The sequence below is a fragment of the Bacillus cereus group sp. RP29 genome (assembly GCF_040459765.1).
Classification (GTDB): Bacteria; Bacillota; Bacilli; order Bacillales; family Bacillaceae_G; genus Bacillus_A; species Bacillus_A paranthracis.
Window position 1 is genome coordinate 4,629,635 of sequence record NZ_JARVHN010000001.1, and the last position, 20,138, is coordinate 4,649,772.

Sequence of the window (20,138 nt, forward strand, 5' to 3'; positions counted from 1 at the left end):
TCATCCGTATCTTTGTTATAATGGACAAGTTGTTTCTTTCGACTATTAAACAAGGAGGTTATTATGGAACAATTTTACTACATTTTAAAATATTTAATTCTTGGTCTGTTCCAAGGACTAACAGAACCGATTCCGATTTCTTCAAGTGGTCACCTCGTTTTAGCACAGCATTTGCTAGGACTAAAAATCGAAGGGTTTAGCTTTGAACTACTTGTTAATTCAGCTTCATTATTAGCTGTATTACTTATTTATAGAAATGATTTAATTCGTCTAACGAAGAATGGTCTATCTTATATATTTACAAGAGCAGAAGATGCAAAATCAGATTTCTTCTTTATTATTTACCTTGTTATTGCGACCATTCCAGCAGGTGTTATTGGTGTTTTATTTAAAGATTACATCGATCAATACTTAAAAGGTGTGAAAATGGTTGGGATTTCCCTTCTTATTACCGCTGTCGGTCTTTGGATTATTAGAAACTTGCGTGGACGTAAAAATGATGGCGACCTTTCTATGAAAGATGCAATCATTGTTGGCCTAGCACAAGCTTGCGCACTAATTCCTGGGATAAGCCGATCAGGTGCAACAATCGTAGCAGCGATGTTACTTGGTATGAAGCAGGAAACGGCTCTTCGTTTCTCATTCTTACTATATATCCCTGTTAGCTTAGGTGGTTTATTATTAAGTATTACAGACATTGCAAAAGATCCAAATCTAGATACACTATTCGTACCATATATCGTTGCATTTATCGCAACATTTATCATGACGTATATTTCATTAAAATGGTTTATGAACATTATGGCAAAAGGAAATTTAAAATATTTCTCTTTCTATTGCATTATCGTAGGTGTACTTACTCTTATTTTCTTATAAGGTGAAACTTACAAATCAAAAAGCGAGTCATTCTATTACACTAGAACGACTCGTTTTTTTATGCATATACTTTCTTTTCTTGACAATACAAACGAATAACATGTTTATTTTGTTGAAATACATCATGCGTTAGGCGGATAATAATAAAATTTCGTTTTATTTGATCATCATGAACAAAAATCTGTTCTCCCTCTTGAAAACGCCACGCACTTTCAAAAGTTGTAATATGATTCCCACTTACAGAAAAAAGCTCATATCGCATATCTTGTTCCCTCTTTCAACTTATAATAATCATAATATCCTTATATTAAATTTAGTATAACTTAATTCTATTAAAATTTATAATTTTTTCTATTTCAAAATATTTTAATTTTGTTTTAAGGTTCTTTTAACGTTATAATGGTAAACGAATTTTCATTGAAAGGAGCTTCATTTTGACTGCATATTTATTCCCTGTAAAAACAGCATTTATTTTATTTCCTTTTTTAGCAATGTTTCTATTAATCCCTTTTTTAATATTTAATTATCGAAAGTATGGTTATTTAAATAAATGGCGTTCATTTATTTTATACTCATTATTGCTTTACTTATTAAATGCCTATTTTCTTGTGATTTTGCCGTTGCCACAAACATATGATACTTGTAGCCTACAACCGGCTAATACGCAGCACATGCAACTATCACCATTTTATTTCATACAAGAAATTAGTAATCGTACTTCGGCAATTTTAACGAAACCAGCTACTTATTTCTACCTATTAAAAGAATCTGCTTTTTTACAAGTAGCATTTAACGTTCTATTAACCGTTCCATTCGGTATTTACTTACGGTATTATTTCCGACGTAGTTTCTTACAAACAATTTGTATTTCTTTTTGTCTTTCACTCTTTTTCGAGCTAACACAAGTGACTGGACTATACGGTATATACAATTGTGCGTACCGCTTATTTGATATAGATGATCTGTTTTTAAATACATTAGGCGGCGTAATCGGCTTTATCATTGCACCAATTTTTACGTACTTCCTTCCGAAAGCAAGCGAATTAGATAGTCATATTGATTTGGAAACGAAACCAGTCGGATTCGTTCGTCGCTTTATCGCGATGCAAATTGATTGGATTTTCTTATCCATCGTTGTACCTGTCATTAAAAACAAAGGAAATTCTTTCTTTGTTTCTAATATTCAATCTTACACGAACATATACGAACTCATTTTCATAACGTGTTCGATCTTTATTTACTTTATTATCATTCCATACTTTACGAATGGAAAGACAATCGGTAAAGCATTGCTTCGTATCTACGTGAAAGGACAATCAGATCGTATTACGTTGAAGGAACTATTCATCCGTTATGGTATATTCTATTTCGTTTTAGGTGGAATCAATTATATTCTTTCTAGTAGCTCTATCTTAAATCTTAAAGAGCCTTTAGTATTAGTAGTTATATTATTATTCCAACTCGTAATTAACGGTCTATTTATTATTCATGTTTTATTACATGTATTTAGTCGTGATAAGTTACTATTTTACGAGCGAATTAGTCAAACAAGAAATGCGATCGTACTAAAAAAAGCTGACAAGTAATACTTTGTCAGCTTTTTTTCATAATCGTAAATAACTTTTCTGTGTAAGGATTTGAAAACATTTCTGCTTCATCTAATAATTTCCTCACCTTTAGAAACGAATGTAATTCTGGATATATATTTTGTAATTTTTTGTACGTTAACGTATGCATTTTTCCCCAATGCGGGCGTCCTTCATACTTTAGAAAAATTTTCTCCACCTCACCAAAATAAGCAGCATACTTCATACCTTTATACATATGAACAGCTATATACGCAGAATCTCTTCCATACGCCGGACTGAGCCATATATCATCCCTTTTCACATAACGGCATTCAATTGGGAAGTGCACTTTATACTTTTTCTTTTCAATAAGGTTTGAAATTTCTTCTACAACGGCCTGCATATACTTTGAAGGAACACTATACTCCATTTCATAAAATGGAACTGCACGCGATGTAGCAAATACTTCATAACTCGGACCAATTATTTTTGTATTCGGTACAGCTTTAGCTGATAATCGACTTACTCCTTTACTTATAGAAGGAAACCATTTACATCCTTTAGATAACAAAGAGAACATCTTATTTTCAAGTAACTCTACCTTTAGTTTATGCCATTTCAAATCACTTTTTTTACCCGTTGTTTCGTTTGTAATTTTCACTTGCACTTCATCTGAATAAGGAAAAACAAAAAATTCAAAATGGCGATTCTTGTTATATTCTTCTAGCTTGTTCATTACAGTAGATAATGACTGTTTTTCACTTTTATAAACGAGTGAATAGGCTGGAATAACCTTCAGTTTTATTTTTACAATGATACCTAACATTCCAAGCGACAACTGAAAAGCTCTCCAATATTGTACATTCTCCGTTTCCGAACAAACTATACTCTCACCTGTAGATAAAACTGCGGTAATCTCTATAACTTGTGTTGATAAACTTCCAAAGGTAATACCCGTTCCATGCGTCCCCGTACTAATTGCTCCTGCGATAGATTGCGAATCAATATCCCCTAAATTTTCTTGCGCATAACCTTTTTCCTCAAGTAACTTCCCTAGCTCATGTAACTTTGTTCCTGCCCATATTTCGGCAACCATTTCTTCCTTATCAATATTCACAATTCCCTTCAATTCATCTAAAGAAACTAAAATTTCTTCCGTTTTCACAAGAGGTGTAAACGAGTGTCCTGAACCGACAACGCGAATTTTCTTCCCTTCTTTTCGTGCAAGCTCTACAACTTCTACTACATCTTGTATACTTTCTGGATACATCGTATAATGCGGTGTTCCTTCTACATTCCCTGTCCAATTTCTCCATTTTTGTCCCTTTATAGAAAGCATTGGCCATCCCCCCGATATGTTGAATACTTCCCAATAATCTCTCCTTCTTTCACACGATATAAAAACGGAAACCGCTCACATAACTCTCCAGCTTTACTATGGCGAAACAAAATACAATCTCCTATTTCTACTCGTTCCTCACCGTTATAGAAAATCGGTGTTTGCACTTCACCAGCACCTTCTAAAGCTAATAGTTTGGCACCATCTGGCCTCCAAATCTCAGGTTCTTTATCTTTCCCAATTGCTCCTGAGGCCATATATCCACCACCTAAACAAGTATAAATTGTTGGTGCTGGTTTACGCACAACTGGTAAAGCAAATCCGACAGCTGGATGAAATTGCACCTCTTTATAATAATCAAACAGCTTCGGGGCATAAAAAGCCGAACCTATTGTAATCTCTGAAACTGAATGATCTTGCTCAGTTGTTTTTATACTTCCTGTGCCTCCCCCATTTACAAACCTTAGTTCAATACCTAGATTTTGTATTTCTTTTACGATATGTCCTCTTCTTTCTTTAACTTCTAACACTGATTTCTTCTTTAAATATGAAATCACTTTACTTTTCGCTCGTTGATTCGGTATGTGATCTCCTACCCCAGCAATTTGGGCTTCATATCCCATTACACCATCTAGTATTAAAAATGATGATTCTTTCAACCTTTTTACTATTTTCAAAGCACCTTGCACATCTTTTACCGGTGATCTTTTGACCCCAAAATGGAACTTAAAAAAACGACTACTCATATCAATATCTAAGCAAACACGAAAACATCCTTTAGACTTCTCGGCAATTTTTTCTAAATAAACAATATGATCTTCACAATCCACCATACAAGTTATAATGAGCCCTTGCTTTGTTAGCAAACTTATTTCATGTAACGCTCTTTCATCATAAGCAGGATATCCGAGCAATAAATCATTGAATCCTTGTTCAATTAAAAACAAAGCTTCCCTAGGTGAAAAACACATAATACCTTGAAATCGATCACTTGCAGCCAAAATCCTTTGCATAACCGGAACAGAACGTAACGATTTACTCGCTATACGAATCTTCTTATTTCCACTTAATTCTATAATCGATTGAATATTTCTATCTAAAGCCACTTCATCCAAAAATGCACAAGGTAATGGAACTTCTTTAAAAATTCCTCGATCCACATTTTTTCTCTCCTCTTCTCTATATGTCTTATACATATTGGAAAGAAAGTTGGAATCTCCTCTACAAAATAAAAAAGTTTCTTCCTATTTAAGAAGAAACTTTTTTAGGACTACTTCATAGAAATAGTTGCTGCTACTGGATAATGATCAGAATAATCATCATACGTATATTTTTTGAGCCATGATGTAACAGTCCACTGTGGAGATTTCGGTTGTAACACTTTATTCTCTACAAATGACGGATTCGCATGGTCCTTACTTGCAATAATATAATCTAAATACTCGGCAGGGCTATCAGGGAAATTATATTTTGCAATACTGTTTGTCGTTGCATCCCAAGTTGCTGTATGTCCTGTATAAGATGGAATAGAAGCGTGCAATGTTTTGAACATTGATGCGTATTCTGAGTCACTATTGTTCTCAGCATTTATTTTATTCACATTCATATCACCACCAAATAGGACGTACTCGTCATTTGGTATATTTTTATTTTTAATAAAATCTTGAATTTCTTTTAACTGGTTTGTACGTACAGATGCAGGTGAAGTTTTTCCGCACATACTATCTTCAGCCTGCAAATGCGTCCCAATTACATGAACGAAACGATCATTTTTCTTAATCTTCGTGTATACAAATCCTTTATTCGATAAATTATCCGGCCCGCATCCATTTGCAAATACATATTGAACCTTTTCAACGATCGGCCATTTGCTCACGATTGCAACGCCTCCATCTTCAGGAGTTGCAGATGAATAGCTACCTAACGTTTTATCCCATTCATTTCCGTTGCTACGACCTAATACAGCTGTTTGATTTGGGTATTCTTTCTTCAAATTTCCTAAAAGGCGATCTGAAGCACTATTATCAAACACTTCATTTAATATAACAACGTCTTGATTCTTAATATAATCTGCCGCCCCAATTAAATCAGCACGCTCACTTTGTCCCCAATTCGGATATAAGTTAGTTGATAGCATGTACACGTTATGCGTCATCACTTTCAAAGTATTGTTTTGATCTGTAGACGTATCTGCTTGAGCTGAGGATCCTCCGTATAAAACTCCTAAACCAATCCCAAAGCTAAGTACACCTTTTAGCAATTTACCTTTCACGTTCCATACCTCCATATGTATAGTAATAAAAAGGCCAAATACTCTATTGTGAGATTTGACCTTTTTTAAATCCTTAACGATCTCCGTACGTATCAAACCAAAGCTGAATGTATCCAGCAGTAACACGTTGTGCATCCATTAATCGCTTACCTGTCATTGGCGTAACTTCAGCGCGCCATTTATCTGCATATTCTTGTGACACAGCTGCTTTTACGAACCAATCTTTCGTATTATCATTTACAATTCCAGAGTAATCTTGTTTCGCTACTACTGCCGCTCCATGAATCCACTCTTCTGGATTTGTACCTTTCCAGTTCCAATATCCATTTCCATCCGTCACTTTATAATTATCTTTTATCGTATCTACAAAGTTTTCATATTTAGAATGGAATCCTTGTGGATACGAAAGATTTGTAAAGTTTGCTGCATGCATCGGTTGGTTTACATCTCCTAAATAATGAAGAGATAATCCTAAATAGAAGAATGCTTGTTTCATATCTTTATTTTTATATGATTCACCAGCTAATTTAAAATATTTAGCGCCAGTTTCTTTTGCCTGCTTTGCAAATGGAATATATGTTTTTCCATTGTCTGGATCATAGAAGTGTGAAGCAAATGTGCTATTATCATAATAAGGATTTTCATAGTCAGCAGCATAAATACCGTTCTCTAACTCCGTACGCCATTCATTTAATTGTGCTACTCGATCTTGTTTTACAAGTGTTGTATTGCGAGACATAATATCAATGGCACGGTTTACAATCCATAAATGAGAATTTACGCCTTCTTTATGTTTATCTTCAGCAGACCAGCGGTGAACTATTTTTATTTTACTTCCCCCATCGTTTTCATGAGCAAATGCAACGTTTTGTAAAGGAGCTACTACTGTAATAGCTGCTGCTAAAGCAAGTACTTTCTTTTTCATCTGAAATCCTCCATTTTATAATCGAATTATTGTAAACTTTTTGTTAGGATCCTATGATGTCATCCGGTTAACCTATGACTAGAATATCCCACCTTTCATGAAATTTCTATTACTAAATCAAAATATGCAAATGTTCATATCATTATAACTTTATACACAGTGAATATAATGAATGAATACACTTTCATTTTAATAAACTATTATTAAGGCTTATCTAAACTAATGTAAAAAAAGAGTAAAGCACCCACATGCTTTACTCTTTTTTTCTATTCGATAATATACTCGGCAGTTGTACATTAACTGCCAACTTATGAATAAATCCAAATACTAATCCAATCCCAATAAATATGTATAAGATTGTAAATATCTTCCCAAAATCAGTTTGCGGGCTAAAATTCGCATCACCGACAGTCGTCAGCGTCACAACGCTAAAATACAAAGCATCAAGAGGACGTAATTCTTCAACTGTACTATAAAAAATCGTACCAGATGTTAATGTTAAAAATGTTAATACGAATAATACTTGAAATTCTTTATCTTTCCACGCTCGTAAACAAGCTTTTAGCATTCGTTTCAATGTCAACATAAATGAAAGCATGAGACTTCCCCTTCCAAACAAAATACCTGTAGTTACAGGAAAGTCTATCACCTTTCTGTACAGAAAAAAAGTAGCCCTCTTCTATTTCTAGAAAAGAGCTACTTTTTACTATTCTATATTATTTAGGTGAAACAAGAATTTTCACTTGTGTTTTATCTTTTACAAGTGCTTCAAATCCTTCTTCAACAACTTGATCTACTGTGATTTTTTTCGTAATTAATTTCTCTGCTTGAATTTGACCAGAGCTAATTAATTTAATAACAGCTGGGAAGATATGACGGTATCCTAAAATACCAACCACTTCTTTTTCTTTTAGTACAAGATTGTTTGGAGTAATTGTTGCGTCTTTTTCCCATACACTAACAATTACAGTTTGTCCTTCGAAACTTGTACTTTCAATTGCTTGACGAAGTACAACTTCAACACCTGTTACTTCAAAGCTCACATTTACACCTAAACCATTTGTTAAGTTACGAATTTCTGCTAATACATCTTGAGTAGCTGGATTTAATACGTAATCCGCACCTGCTAATTTTGCTAACTCTTGACGCTCTTTAGAAAGCTCGACTGCAATAACAGGAGTTGCTCCTGCTGCTTTAGCTGCTTGGATAACAAGAAGTCCAATTGGACCACAACCAAATACTGCTACAGCTTCCCCTTCTTTTAATTTACTTTGACGTACTGCATGAACTGCTACAGCTGCTGGTTCTACAAGTGCACCTTGTTCATATGTCATTTCATCTGGAATATGGTGAACCATATCTTCTGGTACTACTGTATATTCAGAGAAACCGCCGCCTTCTCCGCCAAGACCGTGGAAAACAAGTTGTTCACAAACATTGTAATGTCCATGTTTACAAGCTTCACATTTACCACAAGAATAAATTGGTTCTACAACGACGCGGTCTCCCACTTTATGAGATGTAACGCCTTCACCGATTTCAACTACCTCACCGCTAAACTCATGACCTAAAATAACCGGTGCTTTTACATGTGTTAATGGATGCTCTTCTGTCGGAATAAAAATAGGTCCTGCTAAATATTCATGCAAGTCTGTCCCGCAGATACCACACCATTTCACTTTAATCTTAACTGCTCCTGGTTTTACAGTTGGTTCTGGTACTTCTTCTACTCTTACATCACGTTGATTATGCCAAAGTAATGCTTTCATTTTATACATCCCTCTCTATGTATATACTTAACCTGGTGAAGTTTACAAATCTATTATAATACTTCTATCCATATATTTCAAAAAAACAATCTCATTTCCACTAAATTTTAACAAATAACGTTCAATATTTTGTCACTTTGTACTTTTTTCCACATCTGTTAATTCAATTTCATTGCGGTTGAAATTCGCATTATGCCATAATAGCATAGGAGAGGTGAATATCGCTTGAAATATTTTATTTACTTTATTGTTATCGTAGCGTTTCTAGATACGTTTTCACAATTACCTATTATGAGTACGTTCGCTCAAAGTCTTGGAGGATCCCCTCTTATTATTGGGCTAGTTGTCGGCATGTACTCATTCGCTAATATGATCGGTAATATTATTGCTGGCGCTGCTGTCGATAAATTTGGTGCAAAAAAAATACTTTATATAAGCATGGGACTTACGAGTTTCATAGTCTTGTTATACACTGTTGTTCAAAGTGGTGAACAACTATTAGTTGTGCGCTTTATGCATGGCTTTAGTGATGGATTTTTAATTCCTGCTGCCTTTACGTTTTTATCAAAACAAACAAATGCAGCAAGGCAAGGTAAGGCAATGGCTCTATCTGGGGCTGCAGTTGGAACAGCGGCAATTGTAGGACCTGCTTTTAGCGGAATTATGAAAGCAACTGCCGGTATAGAGTGGGTGTTCATTACCATTTCTATTTTAATGGTTCTTGGTACAATTGTATCTCTCTTCTTCTTACCAAATAACGTATCAAGAAAAGATACTTCAAGAACACAAATGATGAACAAAGAAGATATGTTTGAACTATTGAAATCAGAACCGTTATTACAGGCATATATTGGTGCTTTCACACTCATGTTTTCACAAGGAATTGTCACTTATATGTTACCAGTAAAGGTTGAAGCATTAGCCCTTAAAGCATCTACAACAGGCATGATGTTAAGTGTATTCGGCATTACCGCTATCCTCTTCTTCTTACTGCCAACAAATCGTATTTACGATCGATTTAATCGTTCAAAACTAATGTTAATTGGTATTGCAGTAATGGCATTAGCATTATCTTTACTTGGATTATTCGCAACAAAAGGCATGCTCTTTATCGTTATGATGATTTATGGCATTGGATTCGCTATCCTTTTCCCATCGATAAACGCATTACTTGTTGAAAATACGACAGATGATAAACGCGGAAAAGCATTCGGATTGTTTTATGCTTTCTTCTCGTTAGGCGTTGTTGCTGGATCCTTTACAGTTGGAGCAATCGGGGCATCCCCTAGCGTCAGCTTCGTTATTGGAACTGCCTTCTTATTAACATTTGCCGGTATGATTTATGTAAGAAGCAAAGTAAAAGGCAGAGACAAAGTAAAAAAGACAATGATAGGATAATTCCATCATTGTCTTTTTTTAATGATAAACTTCTATTCAACTTTTAACTTTCAATAAGCCGTATTTAATAAACAATATGGCATTATATTTTTCATAGAGATAATACAATGGATAACAAAATAAGAAGAAAATAAGTACAGTTGGTACATCGTCTATAATAGAAAAATACTTTACTAATAATTCCTTAATACTCTCTCCAATTATAATAAACAGTGGGATTATACAAATTGCTGCTAATATTAAGCACGGTGTGATCCTCATTTCTTTTAGCCTCACTTTACAATGTGGACACCTGAATGAAAAAGGATGCGGGAGATCCATAATATGTTGCGCAGTAATATTCCCTTCACACTGTGGACATTCAATTACTTCTTTCATTTTACTCACTCCTTTCTATTCATAAAAAAGAGCACTATCCAAGTAGCGCTCTTTTATTGCCGAATATATTACTTTTGTGTATAGCCAAGTAACAATGTAAATAAATTAAACTGTAATGGCAATACTACAGTTCTTCTTTTACAAAAAAAGTGTATCAATACCAACGATACTTCGACAATTTCCTCGGAAATATTTCCTTTCCCTACATAATTTGATACACTACATATAACCAGACACTTGTATTACATCAGCTAAAATAATAACTTACTGTACAATTTAAAAAGCACACTCTCCATATGAAGAATGTGCTTTTCTGTTATTAACGTTTAATCCAAACAGCGCCTGCTGATTTATCATCTGCCTGTCCAACAACTTGGAATTTAAGTCCAAGATTCGGAACTTTTCTTCCTGCGTCTGCAATTTGGTTGTTACTATATACTTTTGAATCATCAAAAGTTGTAACGCCTTGTAATCCAGAATAGTTAAACTGTCCACGTGTGAATGAATTTACACTCCATGCTGGTGTTTGATCAAATGAAAATGCAGCGTCTGCAATTTGCATACCTGTATTACCGTAAGTTGGTTTTCCGTTTAAATTGCCAACAAGTGCCTCTGGATGCGAATCTACAACACCAAGGAATCCTTCACCTGGATGCACCCCAACCCAGTTATCTTTAAAGCTATCATCTGCATACCAAACGACAAGACCTGTATTATACACTGGACCTTTTCCGGCTTTTAATCCATTATCTGATCCCGCATAGTTTCTCCACTCTAAGTAGTAATAATGAGCTTTTTTCTCTGTTCCATCAGAAACAACGAATCCATTTAACTGCATTTTTGATGTTCCTTCTGCATCATCAGAAAACACTACTTGTCCATCAACTGTTACATTTACATTATCCATCGCGAAACCTTTATACGTTACTGCTGGATCTGTAATATAATCGAATTGCAGTTTTACCTTTTTCCCTTTAAATTGACTTAAATCGTATGACTTATCAATCCATTTCCCATCTGTTGTATCTTTATCTCCTTGGACTACTTTTTCTCCAAGTCTATCAATTAATGTTTTCGTTCCATCTTCTGTTACTGCATGCACTTCAACAAAATCGCACTCTGCTTCTAACTCATAATTTGCTTTATAATCAAACTTTGCATTTGTTCCTTTTGTTAAATCAAAGAACGGTGTTTCTAATGTTGTATGCATATCATCGCCTCTTGTACTATAATATGCATGCTTTCCAAACTCCGGTTTAATTGTTTCAACACTTTTGCCTGGTAAGTTAACACGTACAACACCTGGACGATTTGATTTCGTAACACTTTGATCAATATATGTAGGAACTCCTACACCACGCTTAATTTTATCGTAATCTACTTCTAAAATTTTTGCCCAGTTGCCACCCATATTCTTTTGTAAGAAATCTTTATTTTGTGGTGAAAAACTAGTTGGCTCTGTTCCTGCAATTTTCCCTGTCCAACTTCCCCCACTCATTAATGACCAAGCTTCGACAGGTGAACCGGTTCCAGTATATTTCGTATCATATTCATCTGGTAAGCCAAGGTCATGTCCAAATTCATGCGCAAATACACCTACTGCTCCATCTTCTGGTTCAATTGTGTAATCATGTGCTGCTACTTTTCCACCAAAGTAATCTACCTTTGATTTTGTTCCTTCAATTGCTACTGGATCTACTGCTAATTTTGAACGATGTGACCAAATGGCATCATCGCCTAATTTACCTCCACCAGCTTCTTGACCAACACCAGCATGGATTACCATTAAATGATCAATTACACCGTCAGGCTCATTTTGATTCCCGTCACCATTTGTATCATATCTATCAAACTGATCAAATTGAGATAAATCTAATCCTTTCTCAGCAGCTGCATGTAAAGCTTCTTTCACTAAATCACGTGCACCTTTCGGACCTTTATTATCGTGACCACTGCTACCATCAGCACCGTAGTCAGATGCTTTTCCTGGAACTGTTAGCCACTCCGTTACATATCCATCTGTCGTATAACTACCACCAGACTGCTCTTCGTAATATTGTTTAAATGTTTTTACTTTTGAACCATCAAATAACGTGTACGGCTCATTACCAAATAACATCTTTTGATAATGCTCTCTACTAAAGTCATTCGAATACATATACCCTGGTGTTTGATCAATATTATTATGTTTATAATCACTAAATTCAACGAGTAACACTAATACCTTATCCGTTCGAACAGATCCCTTATACAGCGCTTGCTTTGCTTTAGATGTTGGAACTTGCCCATTTAATTGCTTTTTATTTGGTTCTGGCTTTCGCTCAGGGCTAACGTTTTTTTCAGGTTTCTTTACCTTTTCCTTTTCTTCCATTTTTTTCTCTTTTACTTTTTTCACAAAATCAGATGCCTCTTTAGCAGTATCAGCTGGAAGAATTTCTTTATTTGCCTGATCCCCTTGTTTCTTTTCAATATATTTCTCTACAGCCTTTTTCGTCTCTTCTTTAGAAGATGCTGGATTAATTTCTCCTCTTTCTTTCAGCGCTTCCGCTAGACGATCTTCTTGAATTAAATTGTAATCAATTGGTGTTGTAGACACATTTTCTTTCTCTTTTGCTGGCGTTTCTGCGTATGCTAATGGAGCACTCATTACAGATGTGCATCCGATAATTGCCGCAATTGCTAATGACGATAACACTTTAAATGGCGCTTTTCTTCTCATTTCATTTCTCTCCTTTTATAAAACTTAAAATTCAGATAAAGTGGGATAAATAAGTGCATTTAAATCAAAAGCTCTACTTTCTGACCTCCCTATATAAAGTGAAACTTTAATCAGTGGGGAGTTTGTTCATCCCCACTGATTATTAGTTGAACCAATCGGGCATTTACGGGCAGTTGATTTCCCACCTAACTTCTTTGCCCCAGCTGAATTTTGAGGTGGGAGTCTTACTGACCGTTAATGCGGGATAAAAAGGCATAATTCTATAAACATTAAGCTTTCTGTTATAGAATCATGCCCTCCAGTTTTCTGGTCAGACTCTCTATCTGTCTATATCAAAATATGAAAAATAAAGAGTGATTTGTATATATTAAATAGTTTATATAACAAATTTAAAAGACAATATGCAAAATTGCATAAAAATTCTTTTAAATACAAAAAAAGAATCCTAGTCACTTAAACTAGGATTCTTGATTTTCTATTATTTCTCTTGTGTTTTTTCCCAATCAGCTAAGAATTTCTCAATTCCTTGATCTGTTAGTGGATGCTTCACTAATGAAGCAATTACGTTTGCTGGGATTGTTGCAATATGTGCACCATTTAATGCTGCGTCAGTTACGTGAACACTGTGACGTACAGATGCTGCGATGATTTCTGTTTCGATGCCGTGAATTGCAAAGATTTCTGCGATTTGGCGAATTAAGTCCATACCGTTATGACCGATATCATCTAAGCGACCTAAGAATGGTGAAACGTATGTTGCACCAGCACGAGCTGCAAGTAATGCTTGAACTGCTGAGAACACTAATGTAACGTTTGTACGAATTCCTAAGTCAGAGAACGCTTTTACTGCTTTTAAACCTTCTGTTGTCATTGGAACTTTTACAACAACGTTTGGAGCAATTTTCGCTAACTCTTTTCCTTCTTCGATCATTTTATCTGCTTCTAAGCTAATTACTTCTGCACTTACAGGTCCTTCTACAACGTTGCAAATTTCACGAATGCGCTCGTGGAAGTCTACGCCTTCTTTTGCTACAAGTGATGGATTTGTCGTTACTCCAGCTAATACGCCTAATGCATTTGCCTCTTTAATTTCGTTAATGTTTGCTGTATCAATAAAGAATTTCATTTGTTATTCTTCCTTCCTAATTTTCATTTTATATTTATTTATTTTTCTTAATAAGCTCTAATTCAATCGGAATAGATTTGTCCACTTTTTTACCTTGCGTGATCTCTTTTGCTGTTTGCATCGCCTTCTCTCCGATTAATTCCGGTTTTTGAGCAACTGTTGCAGCCATACGCCCATCGTTAACCGCTTTCACAGCATCTTCTGTTGCATCAAATCCAACAACGACTACATCCGTTTTTCCAGCAGACTTCAATGCTTCAAGTGCCCCTAATGCCATTTCGTCGTTGTGCGCAAACACGGCTTTAATGTCGCTATTCGCTTGCAAAATGTTTTCCATAACAGATAATCCTTTTGCTCTATCAAAATCAGCCGCTTGTTTAGCAACTACTTTTAAAGATTTATCCGCTACGTTATGGAATCCTTTCCCACGTTCACGAGCAGCAGACGATCCAGGGATTCCTTCTAACTCAGCAACGTTTGCTCCTTCGCCGACTAATTCACGAATGTAATCACTAGCCATTTGACCACCTTCGATATTATTAGATGCAATGTGAGAAACAACCTTACCTGAATTCGCAACGCGGTCTACTGTAATAACAGGAACATTTGCTGCGTTTGCTGCACTTACCGCTGAAGCAACAGCATCTGAATCGGTCGGATTAATAACAACTACATCGACACCCTTTTGAATTAAATCTTCAACATCGTTCGTTTGCTTTGCTGCATCATTTTGCGCATCAACAGCAATCAATTCGATGCCACTATCTTTCGCTTTCTTTTCTGCCCCCTTTTTCAAAGTTACAAAGAAGGGGTTATTTAAAGTTGAAACAGAGAATCCAACTTTAATAGTTTTATTTCGACCTTTATCGCTAGAATCCTTTGCCCATTCTGGCGGTTCCATTGAACAACCAGCAGTAATGACCATAATACATGCAACGAGTATAAGTAACCATTTCTTCATGAACTGTCCCTCCATTACGCTTCTTTTCTACGATCAATTAATACAGCTAATAAGATTACAAGTCCTTTTACAACTTGTTGGAAGAAAGAAGATACACCTAATAAATTTAAACCGTTATTTAGTACACCGATAATAAGTACACCGATGAATGTACCAACAATCCATCCTCTTCCCCCAGAAAGACTTGTTCCACCTAATACAACTGCTGCAATTGCATCTAATTCGTAAGAAGTACCTGCAGTCGGCTGTGCAGAATCTAGTCGTGATGTTAAGACAATACCTGCAAGCGCTGCCAAAATTCCGGAAAGACCGTAAATCATTACTTTAATTCTCGTAACATTAATACCTGATAATGCTGCTGCTTCTTCATTTCCACCAATTGCAAATGTACGGCGACCAAATGTCGTTTTCTTCAAAATGAAGTACAGCACTGCGAAAGCAATCATCATTGTAACAGCTGGTACTGGAATACCAAGAAAATAACCGCGGCCAAACATTTGGAACATTAAATGATCACCAAGACCAGTGATCGGACGTCCGTCCATATAAACAAGCGTCAACCCGCGAAAAATAGTCATTGTTGCTAAAGTCGCAATAAATGGGGCTACTTTTCCCTTCGCTATGATGATACCGTTTACAATTCCCATTACAAGACCAGCTAATAATCCAACTGCCATCGCAAGGAACGGGTCCATGCCACTTGCCATCATTCCAGCAACAAGTGCACTTGATAATGCTAAAATAGAACCTACCGATAAGTCAATACCCCCTGTTAAAATTACAAAGGTCATTCCGAATGCAATAAGCGCATTAATCGATACTTGACGCAGTATATTAAATAAATTTAGAATTTCAATAAACGCTGGATTTAAAGCCGTAATTACTACAATAATTAGCGCTAGTCCAATTAAAGACCCAAGTTGTTGTAATACATTCCCCTTCTTAGCCATCCTTACTCTCCCCCTGTAGCTAGTGCCATAATAGACTCTTGTGATGCCTCATCTTTCTCTAAAATGCCGCCGACTTTTCCTTCATGAATAACAAGAACGCGATCACTCATCCCTAAAACTTCTGGAAGCTCAGATGATACCATAATAACGGCATCTCCTTCTTCGGTAAGCTTATTCATAATAGAGTAAATTTCTTTTTTTGCTCCAACATCAACACCCCTTGTTGGCTCATCTAAAATGAGTAACTGCGGGTGGATACCTAGCCATTTTGCAATTACAACCTTTTGCTGATTTCCACCAGAAAGAGATTTTACCGCTTGCTCTCCACTAGATGCTTTCACATTAAGAAGCTTCATCATGTCCGCCGTAAACTGTTGTTCTAGTTCGTTACTTACGACACTCCCCTTTGAAAGACTTTCTAAATTCGTTAAAGCCAAATTTTCCCGAATTGAGAAATCTAACACTAATCCTTCAGATTTTCTATCCTCTGTAATGAAAGCGATTCTTTGTCTAATCGCATCTATCGGACTATCAATCTTTACTTCTTGTCCATTTATAAAAATTTGGCCAGAATCTAAAGGTTCGTATCCAAATATCGCTTTCATAATATCTGTACGGCCAGCTCCCATCAAACCGGCAACACCAAGGATTTCACCTTTTCTCACCTGAAACGATACATTTTCAAACTTCCCTTTTTTCGTTCCATTACGCATCTCAAAAATCACATCGCCAATTTGACTATTTCGTTCTGGGTAACGTTCACCAATGCTGCGCCCCACCATCATACTCACTACTTCATCAAATGATGTTTCTGGAATTAATCTCTTTCCCACGTATTCTCCATCACGCAAAATCGTAATAGCATCACATATTGAGAAAATCTCTTCCATACGATGCGAAATGTACACGAATGAAACACCTTCTTTACGTAACTTATTGATTACTGTAAAGAGCGTTTCGATTTCACGATCCGTCAGTGCCGCAGTAGGCTCATCCATAATAATAACGCTTGCATTTGTCATTAGTGCTTTCGCAATTTCGATAATTTGCTGTTGTCCAACCGATAACTCTCCTGCCAACATAGCTCCTTTTACATGTAATCCTAACTCTGCTAGTTGCTGCTGCGCAATCGCGTTCATTTGGCGCGTACGTAAAATACCTGTCTTCCCATACATTAACTCTTTACCGAGAAACATATTTTCAGCTACTGTTAAATTCGGTAATATGTTCAATTCTTGATGTATAAATGCAATACCGTACTCTTCAGCTTCTTTCGCATTTTTAAAAGTTCGTTCTTGTCCATCAATCGTGATCGTTCCACCATCTCTTTTGTATACACCTGTTAAAATCTTCATGAGCGTTGATTTACCCGCTCCATTTTCCCCCATCAATGCATGGACTTCTCCTGTTTCAATCATAAATTGTGCATTCTTCAAAACAGGATTTCCATTGAACGCCTTTGAAATATTTTTCATTTCAATACGCATTCCCATCACTTCCCTTTATTAAAAAATCACGCCTGCATGTAAAATTACATTGGCATAAGGCGTAGCCTCGCCTGTACGAATAATGGCCTTCGCTTTCTTTGTATGCTCTTTAAATTGTTCATGAGATACATATTCAAACGCTGGCTCTACTAATTTCAGCTCAATCTCTTTATTTATTTCCGCATTATTGTTAATAACCTCTTCTGCTAACGTCACTTTTTCAATTGCCATATCATCAGCTACCACTTGCAATACATCTAAAAAGCTAGGTTTTCCTATTTCAACAGCTAAATCAATTCTTTTTACTCCGTCAGGAATTGGTAAACCGCAATCAGCAATTACAATCGTATCCGTATGCCCAAGTGAAGCAAGGATTGATGCAATCTCACTATTTAATACGCCGTGCTTCTTCATCCGACAATCACCTGCACTTCACGTACTTTATCTCTCGTTGGCATACCGCCTTGCGCCCCAAGTTTCGTTACAGAAAGACCACCAGCAATATTCGCAAAACGAATTGCTTTTTGAAGTATTTCTCCTTCAGAAAGCGCAACTGCTAATGCACCATTAAATGTATCACCAGCTCCAGTCGTATCTACTACATCAACAGCAATGCTAGGAACATGTACAATTTCCGTACCATTATGGAAACGTACACCGTTAGAACCTTCTGTCATCAATAGTTTGTTTGGATATTTAGCCAGTAACTCTTCAATTGGTGATGTGAAATCATCTAATACGATGCGGCACTCATGTTCATTTGGCGTAATATAAGTTGCCTTTTCTAAAATATCTTCTGATAACACTTGTGCTGGCGCTGGGTTTAACATAACCGGGATTTTGTGTTCCTCACAAATAGCTAATACATATTTTACTGTTTCAAGCGGAATCTCTAGTTGAAGCACAACCATATCAGCTTTTATAAGAAGATCTTTTGAACGATTTACAACCGACTCATTGACAAGAGCATTCGCTCCTTGCACGACAACAATACTGTTATCCTCTTCTGCTAAAACGATATGAGCAATTCCTGTCGCCGCATCTGTAACCGGTACCACATAGTCGATAAAAACGCGTTCGTTCTCTAAATTTTTTCTAACTACAGTTCCATAATTATCGTCTCCTACCGCTCCAACCATCGCTACATTTGCGCCTAATCTAGCTGCAGCAACCGCCTGGTTAGCTCCTTTCCCTCCTGGAATTGTATGAAATGCTTCACCAATTACTGTTTCCCCTGTTTTCGGACGTTTTTTTGAAACGGCCACTAAGTCCATTGAAATACTACCTACTACTGCAATATTTGGCATCTATTTCATCTCCTTACTTCGTTGTATTTCGTTCTATAATTTCAATCGGTAAACGATAATGTTTCTCTTCTAATACGTTTCCTTCCATCTGCTCTAACAACAGTTCTGTTGCAATTTTCCCCATTTCATAAATTGGCTGTGCAACAGTTGTAATAGATGGATACATCATCTCTGTTAAAGAAATTCCATCGAATCCGATAATTTGTAAATCATCCGGAATAGAGATCCCCTTTTGAAGCGCAGCCTTTACGATACCTATTGCAATTAAATCATTCCCAGCAACAATTCCATCAATATGCGGGTATTGTTCTAATAGTTCCACCGCTACACGCTCACTATTAGCTGGATCAAATGTACTCTCTGCAATCATATAAGAAAGATTATTTTGCGTAATAACGTCTACAAAGCCTTCAAAACGTTCATTTGCTGTACTTACGTCACGCGGTCCACGAATATGTGCAATATGTTTACAGCCCTTATCTATTAATAACTTTGTCGCTACCTGACTTCCCGCATAGTTATCTGCATACACAGCAGGTATACGCTCATTAAACATACGGTCAATTGCAACGACTGGTACTGACAAGTTCATGTAATTCACACTATTTTGTGGATTTGTCGCTACAATAAATCCATCTACATTATTTTGCCTAAGTACATCAATATATTGCTTTTCTTTCTCTAAACTTTCATCAGAGTTACAAAGTACAACTGTATACCCTTGCTTATGCGCTACATCTTCTACGGCACGTGCAACTTCTGGAAAGAATGGATTCACGATATTTGGAACAACTAAGCCAATTAAACGAGATTTTTTATTATACAGTGAACGCGCTACTGTACTAGGCTTATAGTCTAGCATCTCAATCGCTCGTTCTACTTTCTTTAAAGTATCTTCATGAACATATCCATTTTTATTTAACACTCTGGAAACGGTCGCAACAGATACTCCCGCTAATTTTGCAACGTCTTTAATCGTACTCATTTTCTTTCCTCTCCATTTCATGTAACCGTTTACAGAAAATAATATAACGTATTTCTAGAAATACGTCAATCATTTCTC

19 protein-coding genes are annotated in these 20,138 nt (G+C 36.1%); 3 read left to right on the forward strand and 16 right to left on the reverse strand.

Features of this window, described 5'->3' with window-relative positions; translation table 11 throughout:
• The first annotated feature begins 63 nt into the window (after positions 1–63).
• The gene (locus QCI47_RS24660) at positions 64–876 is read left to right on the forward strand and encodes an undecaprenyl-diphosphate phosphatase (RefSeq protein WP_000434782.1); all 813 of its coding nucleotides are present in this window, start codon (positions 64–66) and stop codon (positions 874–876) included.
• 58 nt (positions 877–934) lie between these two features.
• Here the strand turns inward: QCI47_RS24660 and QCI47_RS24665 are convergent, their stop codons facing one another.
• Positions 935–1,138, reverse strand: a complete 204-nt coding sequence (locus QCI47_RS24665; RefSeq protein ID WP_001268337.1) for a hypothetical protein — start codon at positions 1,136–1,138, stop codon at positions 935–937.
• A gap of 172 nt (positions 1,139–1,310) precedes the next feature.
• Between QCI47_RS24665 and QCI47_RS24670 the strand changes: the two genes are divergently transcribed.
• Entirely contained in the window at positions 1,311–2,462 is a 1,152-nt protein-coding gene (locus tag QCI47_RS24670; RefSeq protein WP_061131323.1) for a VanZ family protein, read from the forward strand.
• A 7-nt stretch (positions 2,463–2,469) separates the two neighbouring features.
• Here QCI47_RS24670 and QCI47_RS24675 read toward each other — a convergent pair whose 3' ends face one another.
• From QCI47_RS24675 to bdhA, 6 genes are all read right to left on the reverse strand, one after another.
• Positions 2,470–3,783 carry a D-arabinono-1,4-lactone oxidase gene (locus QCI47_RS24675; RefSeq protein WP_061131322.1) on the reverse strand — a complete coding sequence of 438 codons (1,314 nt, stop codon included), beginning with the start codon at positions 3,781–3,783 and terminating at the stop codon, positions 2,470–2,472.
• Entirely contained in the window at positions 3,771–4,943 is a 1,173-nt protein-coding gene (locus QCI47_RS24680; protein WP_061131321.1) for an amino acid deaminase/aldolase, read from the reverse strand. Before QCI47_RS24680 ends, QCI47_RS24675 begins: the two co-directional genes overlap by 13 nt.
• 110 nt (positions 4,944–5,053) lie before the next feature.
• Positions 5,054–6,070 (reverse strand): sphingomyelinase C, encoded by a 1,017-nt coding sequence (gene sph / locus QCI47_RS24685; protein WP_001996694.1) that lies wholly within the window; start codon positions 6,068–6,070, stop codon positions 5,054–5,056.
• 58 nt (positions 6,071–6,128) lie between these two features.
• Complete coding sequence (cerA, locus tag QCI47_RS24690; RefSeq protein ID WP_061131320.1) at positions 6,129–6,980, reverse strand: phospholipase CerA; 852 nt, start codon at positions 6,978–6,980, stop codon at positions 6,129–6,131.
• A gap of 253 nt (positions 6,981–7,233) precedes the next feature.
• Positions 7,234–7,578, reverse strand: coding sequence for a potassium channel family protein (locus tag QCI47_RS24695; RefSeq protein ID WP_000948232.1), 345 nt, complete (start codon positions 7,576–7,578; stop codon positions 7,234–7,236).
• Between the two features lie 118 nt (positions 7,579–7,696).
• On the reverse strand, positions 7,697–8,749 hold the full coding sequence (gene bdhA, locus QCI47_RS24700; RefSeq protein WP_000645822.1) for a (R,R)-butanediol dehydrogenase: 1,053 nt from the start codon (positions 8,747–8,749) through the stop codon (positions 7,697–7,699).
• A gap of 225 nt (positions 8,750–8,974) precedes the next feature.
• Here bdhA and QCI47_RS24705 point away from each other — a divergent pair, with 225 nt between their 5' ends.
• Positions 8,975–10,147, forward strand: a complete 1,173-nt coding sequence (locus QCI47_RS24705; protein WP_000873241.1) for an MFS transporter — start codon at positions 8,975–8,977, stop codon at positions 10,145–10,147.
• 36 nt (positions 10,148–10,183) lie between these two features.
• Here QCI47_RS24705 and QCI47_RS24710 read toward each other — a convergent pair whose 3' ends face one another.
• The 9 genes from QCI47_RS24710 to rbsR form a co-directional block, all read right to left on the reverse strand.
• Positions 10,184–10,525, reverse strand: coding sequence for a hypothetical protein (locus QCI47_RS24710; RefSeq protein WP_061131319.1), 342 nt, complete (start codon positions 10,523–10,525; stop codon positions 10,184–10,186).
• 319 nt (positions 10,526–10,844) lie between these two features.
• Positions 10,845–13,244 (reverse strand): M6 family metalloprotease immune inhibitor InhA2, encoded by a 2,400-nt coding sequence (gene inhA2 / locus QCI47_RS24715; RefSeq protein WP_061131318.1) that lies wholly within the window; start codon positions 13,242–13,244, stop codon positions 10,845–10,847.
• 478 nt (positions 13,245–13,722) lie between these two features.
• A complete protein-coding gene (fsa, locus tag QCI47_RS24720) occupies positions 13,723–14,370 on the reverse strand; it encodes a fructose-6-phosphate aldolase (RefSeq protein ID WP_000667661.1) in 648 nt (215 codons plus the stop codon).
• A gap of 34 nt (positions 14,371–14,404) precedes the next feature.
• Complete coding sequence (gene rbsB / locus QCI47_RS24725) at positions 14,405–15,331, reverse strand: ribose ABC transporter substrate-binding protein RbsB (RefSeq protein ID WP_000758976.1); 927 nt, start codon at positions 15,329–15,331, stop codon at positions 14,405–14,407.
• Between the two features lie 14 nt (positions 15,332–15,345).
• Complete coding sequence (locus tag QCI47_RS24730) at positions 15,346–16,281, reverse strand: ABC transporter permease subunit (protein ID WP_309422354.1); 936 nt, start codon at positions 16,279–16,281, stop codon at positions 15,346–15,348.
• Between the two features lie 2 nt (positions 16,282–16,283).
• Entirely contained in the window at positions 16,284–17,768 is a 1,485-nt protein-coding gene (gene rbsA / locus QCI47_RS24735; RefSeq protein ID WP_001217681.1) for a ribose ABC transporter ATP-binding protein RbsA, read from the reverse strand.
• Between the two features lie 18 nt (positions 17,769–17,786).
• Entirely contained in the window at positions 17,787–18,182 is a 396-nt protein-coding gene (gene rbsD / locus QCI47_RS24740; protein WP_000716155.1) for a D-ribose pyranase, read from the reverse strand.
• Positions 18,179–19,075, reverse strand: coding sequence for a ribokinase (gene rbsK / locus QCI47_RS24745; RefSeq protein ID WP_061131317.1), 897 nt, complete (start codon positions 19,073–19,075; stop codon positions 18,179–18,181). The genes rbsD and rbsK overlap by 4 nt, the downstream gene beginning before the upstream one ends.
• Positions 19,076–19,088: 13 nt before the next feature.
• A complete protein-coding gene (rbsR, locus tag QCI47_RS24750) occupies positions 19,089–20,060 on the reverse strand; it encodes a ribose operon transcriptional repressor RbsR (RefSeq protein ID WP_000104044.1) in 972 nt (323 codons plus the stop codon).
• Positions 20,061–20,138 lie beyond the last annotated feature (78 nt).

Excerpts from the sequence above, each read along its gene's own strand:
- QCI47_RS24660 (WP_000434782.1), top strand. The coding sequence starts at position 64 with ATGGAACAATTTTACTACATTTTAAAATATTTAATTCTTGGTCTGTTC.
- QCI47_RS24665 (WP_001268337.1), bottom strand. The coding sequence starts at position 1,138 with ATGCGATATGAGCTTTTTTCTGTAAGTGGGAATCATATTACAACTTTT.
- QCI47_RS24675 (WP_061131322.1), bottom strand. The coding sequence starts at position 3,783 with ATGCTTTCTATAAAGGGACAAAAATGGAGAAATTGGACAGGGAATGTA.
- sph (WP_001996694.1), bottom strand. The coding sequence starts at position 6,070 with ATGGAGGTATGGAACGTGAAAGGTAAATTGCTAAAAGGTGTACTTAGC.
- cerA (WP_061131320.1), bottom strand. The coding sequence starts at position 6,980 with ATGAAAAAGAAAGTACTTGCTTTAGCAGCAGCTATTACAGTAGTAGCT.
- QCI47_RS24695 (WP_000948232.1), bottom strand. The coding sequence starts at position 7,578 with ATGCTTTCATTTATGTTGACATTGAAACGAATGCTAAAAGCTTGTTTA.
- bdhA (WP_000645822.1), bottom strand. The coding sequence starts at position 8,749 with ATGAAAGCATTACTTTGGCATAATCAACGTGATGTAAGAGTAGAAGAA.
- QCI47_RS24710 (WP_061131319.1), bottom strand. The coding sequence starts at position 10,525 with ATGAAAGAAGTAATTGAATGTCCACAGTGTGAAGGGAATATTACTGCG.
- inhA2 (WP_061131318.1), bottom strand. The coding sequence starts at position 13,244 with ATGAGAAGAAAAGCGCCATTTAAAGTGTTATCGTCATTAGCAATTGCG.
- fsa (WP_000667661.1), bottom strand. The coding sequence starts at position 14,370 with ATGAAATTCTTTATTGATACAGCAAACATTAACGAAATTAAAGAGGCA.
- rbsB (WP_000758976.1), bottom strand. The coding sequence starts at position 15,331 with ATGAAGAAATGGTTACTTATACTCGTTGCATGTATTATGGTCATTACT.
- QCI47_RS24730 (WP_309422354.1), bottom strand. The coding sequence starts at position 16,281 with ATGGCTAAGAAGGGGAATGTATTACAACAACTTGGGTCTTTAATTGGA.
- rbsA (WP_001217681.1), bottom strand. The coding sequence starts at position 17,768 with ATGCGTATTGAAATGAAAAATATTTCAAAGGCGTTCAATGGAAATCCT.
- rbsD (WP_000716155.1), bottom strand. The coding sequence starts at position 18,182 with ATGAAGAAGCACGGCGTATTAAATAGTGAGATTGCATCAATCCTTGCT.
- rbsK (WP_061131317.1), bottom strand. The coding sequence starts at position 19,075 with ATGCCAAATATTGCAGTAGTAGGTAGTATTTCAATGGACTTAGTGGCC.
- rbsR (WP_000104044.1), bottom strand. The coding sequence starts at position 20,060 with ATGAGTACGATTAAAGACGTTGCAAAATTAGCGGGAGTATCTGTTGCG.